Here is an 8,271-nt window from a genome sequence, read left to right as displayed (position 1 = left end):
TAATTCAGAACTGAAAAAGTAATGGCTACGCACTATCCCAAAAGGGCGAAGGCGTAGCCGAAGCTTTTTTTAGAGTGAAAGAGTACCATGAAACATGTTGAATAAAAATGCCTGTAAGACTTCGAGTAAGACAAAAACAAACTATATGAATTAGGAGTTATTTAAATGATGATCGATCGGAAAAAACTGTTAAAAACCTCTTTTATTGCTGCATTAGCTATGCCCGTTTTCGGAACTTACGCTGCAAGTGCTGAAGAAAATGACCTGTCTGTTGAAGCGGAATCTGCACTGCTGATCGACTTTGAAACTTCACAGATCCTTTTTGAGCAGAATGCGGAAGACCAGCGCGGAATTGCGTCCATGACTAAAATGCTGGTGGAATATATTCTATTTGAAGAAATTGAAGCAGGAAACCTGAACTGGGACGACGAAGTCACAATCAGTGATTACGCACACGCGATCAGTCAGAATTATGCATTATCCAATGTCCCGCTTCATCAGAACGGAGTCTATACCGTTCAGGAACTGTATGAAGCCCTGGCAATCTATTCTGCAAATGGCGCAACTATTGCACTGGCAGAAGAAATTGAAGGATCTGAAGTGGCATTTGTTGACCGTGCAAGAGAACTGATTGAATCATGGGGAATTGAAGAGTATCAGCTGTATAACACAACTGGGTTGAACAATTCGTTTCTTGAAGGCAACCATTACCCGGGAAGTGATGAAGATGCTGAAAATGTGATGTCAGCTAAAGGCATCGCTACTATTGCACAGCGTCTGATTGCTGATTATCCGGAAGTTCTGGAAACATCAAGTATCCCAAGTATGACGTTCAGAGAAGGCACATCTGATGCCATCAATATGCTGAACTGGAACTGGATGCTGGAAGGCCTGGCTCATGAACGCATGGACGTGGACGGGCTGAAGACCGGAACGACCAGTTTTGCCGGAGCGACATTTACAGGGACAGCGGAAGCAGAAGGACGTCGACTTGTATCTGTAGTTATGGGTGCGGGAGACGGATTTACGAACCGTGGTCAGCGCTTCGAAGAAACGTCTAAACTGTTCGATTACGGCTTCGGTGAGTTTGAATACGTAACAATCATTGAATCAGAAATGAACCTGGATGACGAACACAATCTAACTGTACGTAACGGAGTGGAAGAAGACATTTCCCTCGTAACGACGGAGTCTATCGGCTTCTATCTTCCTGAAGGGACTGATCTGGAAGACTACTCTTATACTTTCGTACCCAATGACGATGTAGTCAATGAAAAGGGTGAAGTCGAAGCGCCTGTATCAGTGGGAGAAAGTCTAGGACAACTGGTTATCGACAATACAGATGATCTGGAATTCCTGAATGGAGAAGCCCAGCAGACGGTTAACGTGGCTGCTGCTGAATCTGTCGAGCGGGCAGGTTTCTTCACTGTCTTTTCAACTTGGTTGAGAGATTTCTTCAGCGGAGTAAGAGACCGCTTCTAATCGTGTAATGGGAGTTGATTTTATAACTGCTGTTGGTGTAGAATAGAAGCACAACTTAATGAACAGAAAGAAGACGAATCAGTAAGGGCAGCAGCAGGTCTAGAGAGTCAGTGGGTGGTGGAAACTGATCCTGACTGTCCCTGAATCCATCGTCATTTATAAAATAGCGAAGCATAGGCTGAAGTTATTTCGGTACAGACCGTTATCCTGGCAGAGTGCAAAAAGACACCGGTCTTTTTGAAGCTGGGTGGTACCGCGAAAAGCAGTTCTTTCGTCCCTGATAACAGGGATAGAAGAACTGCTTTTTTGTATCTGATAATAAAAAAAGAAAGAAGGAAAACGGTATGATCGATATCAAGCTGATCCGAAATGATTTTGATGCAGTAAAAGAACGTCTGCAGACACGAGGAGTGAACCCGTCTGAACTCGACGAACTGAAAGAGCTGGACGAACGTCGCAGAGAACTGATTCAGAAATCTGAAAAACTGAAGAAAGAACGAAACGATGTATCTAATCAGATTGCACAGAAAAAAAGCAACAGGGAAAATGCGGACGAGGCTATTGCGGCTATGAAGCAGGTCGGAGCAGACATCAAAGCTATTGATGCTGAACTGGATGAGTTAGAAGAAAAGACACAGACCATTGCTTCAGGACTGCCGAACTTGCCTCACCCGTCTCTGCCTATCGGTGAAGATGAAGAATCAAACGAAGAAATACGCAAGTGGGGAGATCTGCCTGAATTCGACTTCGAACCGAAAGCCCACTGGGATTTAGGTGCTGACCTGAAAATTCTAGATTTTGAAAGAGGTGCAAAAGTTGCCCGAAGCCGATTCCTGTATTACAAAGGACTCGGTGCCAGACTGGAGCGTGCTCTTTATAACTTCATGATCGACCTGCATGTGACTGAACACGGATATGAAGAAGTCATTCCGCCTTATCTTGCAAATGATGATGCTCTGTATGGTACAGGTCAGTTTCCTAAATTCAAAGAAGATGTTTTCCAGATCGACGGACATCCGCTGACGCTTATTCCAACGGCAGAAGTCCCGTTGACTAACTATTATCAGAACGAGATTCTTGATGAAAAAGATCTGCCGATCTACTTTACGGCTCTATCTCCTTCATTCCGTTCAGAAGCGGGAAGTGCAGGAAGAGATACTCGAGGATTGATTCGACTCCACCAATTCAATAAGGTTGAGATGGTCAAATTTGCTAAGCCGGAAGACTCTTATGACGAGCTTGAGAAGATGACCGCAAATGCAGAAGTGATTCTGCAGAAGCTGGGACTTGCATATCGAGTTGTTCTTCTTTCTACAGGAGATACTGGCTTTGCGGCAGCTAAAACATATGATCTAGAAGTGTGGATCCCGACGCAGGAAACTTACCGGGAGATCAGTTCATGCTCTAATACAGAATCTTTCCAGGCTAGACGGGCGATGATCAGGTATAGACGTGAAGAGGACGATAAGATCGATTATGTACACACGCTGAATGGATCAGGGCTAGCAGTCGGACGTACAGTAGCCGCAATTCTTGAAAATTATCAGCAGGCTGACGGCAGCATAAAAATTCCTGATGTACTGGTGCCGTATATGGGCGGCGTCACAGAAATCAAATAAAGTGTATCCCTGCTGAAGTATACAGATTCAAGTCGATGTTCGGCTAAATAACTGTCCGTCACTGATGTAGGAAAATATAGAAAGGCTTGTCTGAGTCATATATAAGACAAGCTCTTTTTCTTTGATTCACGAGGCAGTGTGATACAATCATAATAGACATATTCGACCTTAGACTATGAATAGAATCAGGATCAGGAGGAAACAGCGTGGCAGAATTAGAAAAAGTAGTATTTGCAGGAGGGTGTTTCTGGTGTATGGTCAAGCCTTTTGACTCGCAGCCCGGTATCCATTCCGTTGTATCAGGCTATACAGGTGGACACGTTGAAAACCCGACGTATCGAATGGTCACTTCCGGTACGACTGGTCACACTGAAGCAGTAGAAATCACATACGACCCTGAATTAATGCCTTATAGAGAATTGGTAGAGATATACTGGAGACAGACTGACCCCACAGATGCAGGTGGACAGTTTGTGGATAGAGGAGATTCTTATAGACCTGTGATCTTTTACAATAATCAGGAACAGAAAGAAGCAGCTGAGCAGTCAAAAAAAGAACTGCAGGAAAGTGGCAAATTCAAAGATCCGATCGTTACGACTATCGAAGAGGCAAAACCCTTTTATCCAGCTGAAGAATACCATCAGGATTTTTACAAAAAAGAGTCTGCTCACTATAAACGTTATAGCATTGGATCTGGAAGAGCAGGCTTTTTAACTAAGCACTGGAACGAGGATCCTGCTGAGGATTAATAGTGGTGAGAAAAGAAGTTCAAATTATTTTTACAAAAGTTGTTGACATTAGGTCGATATCTTTGTATGATATAAGAGTTGCTGCGGTAACACGACGCAATAAACTGTATAGTGGCGATAGCGAGAAGGATCCACCTGTTCCCATTTCGAACACAGCCGTTAAGCTTCTCAGCGCCGAGGATAGTGAAGGGTTTCCCTTTGTGAAAGCAGGACGTTGCTATGCAGTTTTTAATGGAGGTTTAGCTCAGTTGGGAGAGCATCTGCCTTACAAGCAGAGGGTCAGCGGTTCGAGCCCGTTAACCTCCATAGATCCATGAGCCGTTAGCTCAGTTGGTAGAGCAACTGACTTTTAATCAGTGGGTCACAGGTTCGAATCCTGTACGGCTCATATATAAGAGTAATCTTATATATGCTACATGCGGATGTGGCGGAATTGGCAGACGCACTAGATTTAGGATCTAGCGCTTCACGGCGTGGGGGTTCAAGTCCCTCCATCCGCATAACAACACGCCGGCTTAGCTCAGTTGGTAGAGCAACTGATTTGTAATCAGTGGGTCGAGGGTTCAAATCCTTTAGCCGGCATTTTTTACGGGCAGACTGATCTGCCTTGTTGCGGAAGTAGTTCAGTGGTAGAACATCACCTTGCCAAGGTGGGGGTCGCGGGTTCGAATCCCGTCTTCCGCTTGTGAATAGACACAGGTAACCAAAGTACACTTCAGCCGGGGTGGCGGAATTGGTAGACGCACAGGACTTAAAATCCTGCGGAGAGTTTTCTCCGTGCCGGTTCGACTCCGGCCCTCGGTATTCACAATGATCAGCACCCTTAGCTCAATTGGATAGAGTACCTGACTACGAATCAGGCGGTTAGAGGTTCGACTCCTCTAGGGTGCACTTTAACATTCGGGAAGTAGCTCAGCTTGGTAGAGCACTTGGTTTGGGACCAAGGGGTCGCAGGTTCGAATCCTGTCTTCCCGATTAGTAATAAAATGGCGGTGTAGCTCAGCTGGCTAGAGCGTACGGTTCATACCCGTGAGGTCGGGGGTTCGATCCCCTCCGCCGCTATAATAAACAAACGGATCCGAGGACCTTTAGCTCAGTTGGTTAGAGCAAACGGCTCATAACCGTTCGGTCGCAGGTTCGAGTCCTGCAAGGTCCATTGTCATGTTTGTAGTTGCTTCAGCAACGTACAAACATGATACACTTTGACGTAAGTCCATAGTGTATCCTTAAATGATTTTCTACTATTATCGCGGGGTAGAGCAGTTGGCAGCTCGTCGGGCTCATAACCCGGAGGTCGCAGGTTCGAGTCCTGCCCCCGCAATTGCTATATCTGTAGTTACTTTAGTAACGTACAGATATGGTACACTCGAGCGAAAGCTCGCAGTGTCTCATATAAAGATTTTCGTAAGGTCCCGTAGTGTAGCGGTTATCACGCCTGCCTGTCACGCAGGAGATCGCGGGTTCGATTCCCGTCGGGACCGTTTTAGCGGGTGTAGTTTAGTGGTAAAACCCCAGCCTTCCAAGCTGATGTCGGGAGTTCGATTCTCCTCACCCGCTTTATACTTGAATAAAGTATTCCTAATATATTTAGGGCCTATAGCTCAGTCCGGTTAGAGCGCACGCCTGATAAGCGTGAGGTCGGTGGTTCGAGTCCACTTAGGCCCATTTTAATACTGGCCCCTTGGTCAAGCGGTTAAGACACCGCCCTTTCACGGCGGTAACACGGGTTCGAATCCCGTAGGGGTCATAGTAATTAAATAGTATTACTTTAATGGAGGATTACCCAAGTCCGGCTTAAGGGAACGGTCTTGAAAACCGTCAGGCGTGTAAAAGCGCGCGTGGGTTCGAATCCCACATCCTCCTTTGCCATGTCTGTTGACGTTATAGTGATTACAGACATAGTACACTCAAGCGTCAGCTTGAAGTGTCTCAACACAATGATTTTCTATTGTTATCGCGGGGTAGAGCAGTTGGCAGCTCGTCGGGCTCATAACCCGGAGGTCGCAGGTTCGAGTCCTGCCCCCGCAATTGTCATGGCTGTTGAAGCTTTAGCGATTACAGACATGATACACTTGGACGTAAGTCCACAGTGTGACCTCATAGAGGCTGAATAAATCGTGAGGTCCCGTAGTGTAGCGGTTATCACGCCTGCCTGTCACGCAGGAGATCGCGGGTTCGATTCCCGTCGGGACCGTAAAGCAGGATATTGAAAGATGGCGCTGTAGCTCAGTTGGTAGAGCAACGGATTGAAGCTCCGTGTGTCGGCAGTTCGACTCTGTCCAGCGCCATAGCAATTTGGAGGGATAGCGAAGTGGCCAAACGCGGCGGACTGTAAATCCGTTCCTTCGGGTTCGTAGGTTCAAATCCTACTCCCTCCATCGCTAGGGGTATAGTTTAATGGTAAAACTATGGTCTCCAAAACCATCGATGTGGGTTCGACTCCTGCTACCCCTGTCAGCAATTCATCATGACATTATTTGTTGAATATGCTATGATTTTAATTAAGAATATGGCGATTGTGGCGAAGTGGTTAACGCACCGGGTTGTGGTCTCGGCATTCGTGGGTTCGATCCCCATCAGTCGCCCTTCAATGGGCTATAGCCAAGTGGTAAGGCAACGGGTTTTGGTCTCGTCATTCCTAGGTTCGAATCCTAGTAGCCCAGTTTTAATTGAATATCATTTTTAGGATGGCGGTATAGCCAAGTGGTAAGGCAGAGGTCTGCAAAACCTTCATCACCGGTTCAAATCCGGTTACCGCCTTATCTTCATATTGAATCATGCCGGCGTGGTGGAATTGGTAGACACGCTGGACTCAAAATCCAGTGCCCGTTAGGGCGTGCCGGTTCGACTCCGGCCGCCGGTATATAGTCTTACGTTTAACTCACACACTCTACATAAGAGTATGTGAGTTTTTTTGTGTAAAAAACGAAAATGAGTAAGTTTAGAATCATAGAACCAAACTAAGTGAGTCATAATGTAAGCGTATAAAACATTTTGTGTTAAAATGGATATGCTGCAAAGATAGAGGGATAAACCATACTTTATGATAGAAGTATCTCTATATGAGATGAAAAGTTCATTGGATTCTGATGACTTGAGACTATTCCAGTTAAATTAAAGACAGAATATAGTAACAGAAGAGGCTTAAAAGGGAAAGAGAAACATAGTAAACTGGAGGTAAAAGGAAAATTGCTGCAGTACTAGGGGGCTATTATCATGATGGAGATACATTGAAAGAGGGTCTTACACAAGTCCTGGATAAACTGGGTGACGTAACTATCCTATGTGCAGACCGAAAAGAACTTACAGAACATCTGAAAGATAGACCAGACCTTGTAATATCAGCTTCAGAGAACCGCTTGGATCCTGAATCAGATAACCCGGAAGAATGGATGACAGAGTTCGAAGAAGATAAAATAGTAGACTATGTAAAAAAAGGTGGGTCATGGCTAGTTTGGCATTCGGGATTAGTCAGCTATCAAAAGTTGACTACTTATATTGACATGGTAGGAGGCAGTTTTGATTATCATCCGGAGAAGCCTGTTAGTGTGAACTACAAGTATATAGAAGAAAGTAGTCTAACTGATAGAAAAGAAGAATTTAGTATTACCGATGAACATTGTTTCATTAATTACGGTAAAGATGTCACAGTCACTATGACTTCATCTTCAGAATATGAAGAGTCTGTTGCTGGATGGACAGTGAAGTACGGTGAAGTTTGCGTATATATACCAGCACACAATAAAGAGGGGCTAATGAGTCGACCGGTAAAGACAGACTTAGAAGCAATTACAAAAAAGATGATACAATAAAAGGTTGAGCAAGCCGCAAGCTCGATACCATGCACTTATTAAAAAATCTTGTTAAAAAAATGATTGTTAAATACAATTTAATCATTGACGATTCTTCAAATACCTGTTATTATTAATTCTGTTGCTGCAAACGATATTTGCTAGTAACACTAAAACATAAAATACTTGTTGACAAGCAATTGGAAACAAGGTATAGTAATGAAGTTGTCGTCAGGAAGAAGACGATTCGAAATAAATGCTTTTAAAGAAATTAAATAAAAGCATTGACATCGAATCAGGACGATGATATGATATAAAGGTTGCTGCTGAAATGCAGACAACACAAACTGAACGAGATAGATCTTTGAAAACTGAACAAAGTAGAAACAACCAAATGTGCAGGGGTCTTCGATTCTTTTGGAGTCGAAGGCAACAAACGAGTTAACATGGTTAACTCACAAGTAATATAATGAGCAAGTCAAACTTAAAATGAGAGTTTGATCCTGGCTCAGGACGAACGCTGGCGGTATGCCTAATACATGCAAGTCGAACGCTGAAGCACTCTGCTTGCAGAGTGTGGATGAGTGGCGAACGGGTGAGTAACACGTGGGGAACCTGCCCATAAGAGGG

General features: G+C 44.5%; 4 protein-coding genes, 25 tRNA genes, 2 rRNA genes and 1 other annotated feature. All 31 genes read left to right on the top strand.

What is annotated here, in order from left to right; translation table 11 throughout:
• Positions 1–165 precede the first annotated feature (165 nt).
• Positions 166–1,482 carry a serine hydrolase gene (locus ABFX15_RS00155; protein WP_346023544.1) on the top strand — a complete coding sequence of 439 codons (1,317 nt, stop codon included), beginning with the start codon at positions 166–168 and terminating at the stop codon, positions 1,480–1,482.
• A 58-nt stretch (positions 1,483–1,540) separates the two neighbouring features.
• Positions 1,541–1,764: a binding site (T-box leader), on the top strand.
• Between the two features lie 62 nt (positions 1,765–1,826).
• Positions 1,827–3,101, top strand: a complete 1,275-nt coding sequence (gene serS, locus ABFX15_RS00150) for a serine--tRNA ligase (RefSeq protein WP_346023543.1) — start codon at positions 1,827–1,829, stop codon at positions 3,099–3,101.
• A 206-nt stretch (positions 3,102–3,307) separates the two neighbouring features.
• Positions 3,308–3,850 carry a peptide-methionine (S)-S-oxide reductase MsrA gene (gene msrA / locus ABFX15_RS00145; RefSeq protein WP_346023542.1) on the top strand — a complete coding sequence of 181 codons (543 nt, stop codon included), beginning with the start codon at positions 3,308–3,310 and terminating at the stop codon, positions 3,848–3,850.
• A gap of 107 nt (positions 3,851–3,957) precedes the next feature.
• Positions 3,958–4,073 (top strand): 5S ribosomal RNA (gene rrf / locus ABFX15_RS00140).
• Between the two features lie 10 nt (positions 4,074–4,083).
• Positions 4,084–4,156: transfer RNA gene (locus ABFX15_RS00135), tRNA-Val, on the top strand.
• Positions 4,157–4,165: 9 nt separating this feature from the next.
• A tRNA-Lys gene (locus ABFX15_RS00130) sits at positions 4,166–4,238 on the top strand.
• Between the two features lie 30 nt (positions 4,239–4,268).
• Positions 4,269–4,350, top strand: a tRNA-Leu gene (locus tag ABFX15_RS00125).
• A 9-nt stretch (positions 4,351–4,359) separates the two neighbouring features.
• Positions 4,360–4,432, top strand: a tRNA-Thr gene (locus ABFX15_RS00120).
• A gap of 30 nt (positions 4,433–4,462) precedes the next feature.
• A tRNA-Gly gene (locus ABFX15_RS00115) sits at positions 4,463–4,534 on the top strand.
• 34 nt (positions 4,535–4,568) lie between these two features.
• A tRNA-Leu gene (locus ABFX15_RS00110) sits at positions 4,569–4,654 on the top strand.
• 13 nt (positions 4,655–4,667) lie between these two features.
• A tRNA-Arg gene (locus tag ABFX15_RS00105) sits at positions 4,668–4,741 on the top strand.
• A gap of 10 nt (positions 4,742–4,751) precedes the next feature.
• Positions 4,752–4,825 (top strand) — tRNA-Pro (locus ABFX15_RS00100).
• 13 nt (positions 4,826–4,838) lie between these two features.
• Positions 4,839–4,912: transfer RNA gene (locus tag ABFX15_RS00095), tRNA-Met, on the top strand.
• A gap of 20 nt (positions 4,913–4,932) precedes the next feature.
• Positions 4,933–5,006: transfer RNA gene (locus ABFX15_RS00090), tRNA-Ile, on the top strand.
• Positions 5,007–5,098: 92 nt separating this feature from the next.
• Positions 5,099–5,171: transfer RNA gene (locus ABFX15_RS00085), tRNA-Met, on the top strand.
• Between the two features lie 87 nt (positions 5,172–5,258).
• Positions 5,259–5,331, top strand: a tRNA-Asp gene (locus tag ABFX15_RS00080).
• A 5-nt stretch (positions 5,332–5,336) separates the two neighbouring features.
• Positions 5,337–5,407: transfer RNA gene (locus ABFX15_RS00075), tRNA-Gly, on the top strand.
• 33 nt (positions 5,408–5,440) lie between these two features.
• Positions 5,441–5,515 (top strand) — tRNA-Ile (locus ABFX15_RS00070).
• A gap of 10 nt (positions 5,516–5,525) precedes the next feature.
• A tRNA-Glu gene (locus ABFX15_RS00065) sits at positions 5,526–5,597 on the top strand.
• Between the two features lie 26 nt (positions 5,598–5,623).
• Positions 5,624–5,713, top strand: a tRNA-Ser gene (locus ABFX15_RS00060).
• 92 nt (positions 5,714–5,805) lie between these two features.
• Positions 5,806–5,878, top strand: a tRNA-Met gene (locus ABFX15_RS00055).
• A 93-nt stretch (positions 5,879–5,971) separates the two neighbouring features.
• A tRNA-Asp gene (locus tag ABFX15_RS00050) sits at positions 5,972–6,044 on the top strand.
• Between the two features lie 21 nt (positions 6,045–6,065).
• A tRNA-Phe gene (locus ABFX15_RS00045) sits at positions 6,066–6,138 on the top strand.
• Between the two features lie 9 nt (positions 6,139–6,147).
• Positions 6,148–6,228: transfer RNA gene (locus tag ABFX15_RS00040), tRNA-Tyr, on the top strand.
• A gap of 5 nt (positions 6,229–6,233) precedes the next feature.
• A tRNA-Trp gene (locus ABFX15_RS00035) sits at positions 6,234–6,304 on the top strand.
• 58 nt (positions 6,305–6,362) lie between these two features.
• Positions 6,363–6,435: transfer RNA gene (locus tag ABFX15_RS00030), tRNA-His, on the top strand.
• A 6-nt stretch (positions 6,436–6,441) separates the two neighbouring features.
• Positions 6,442–6,513 (top strand) — tRNA-Gln (locus tag ABFX15_RS00025).
• A 26-nt stretch (positions 6,514–6,539) separates the two neighbouring features.
• Positions 6,540–6,610 (top strand) — tRNA-Cys (locus tag ABFX15_RS00020).
• A 19-nt stretch (positions 6,611–6,629) separates the two neighbouring features.
• Positions 6,630–6,713: transfer RNA gene (locus ABFX15_RS00015), tRNA-Leu, on the top strand.
• Positions 6,714–7,080: 367 nt separating this feature from the next.
• Positions 7,081–7,662, top strand: coding sequence for a ThuA domain-containing protein (locus ABFX15_RS00010; RefSeq protein ID WP_346023541.1), 582 nt, complete (start codon positions 7,081–7,083; stop codon positions 7,660–7,662).
• Positions 7,663–8,126: 464 nt separating this feature from the next.
• Positions 8,127–8,271, top strand: a 16S ribosomal RNA gene (locus ABFX15_RS00005); the annotation flags it as partial.

The sequence above is a fragment of the Alkalibacterium indicireducens genome (genome assembly GCF_039522005.1).
Lineage (GTDB): Bacteria > Bacillota > Bacilli > Lactobacillales > Carnobacteriaceae_A > Alkalibacterium > Alkalibacterium indicireducens.
This window is presented reverse-complemented; position numbering and strand designations above follow the sequence as displayed.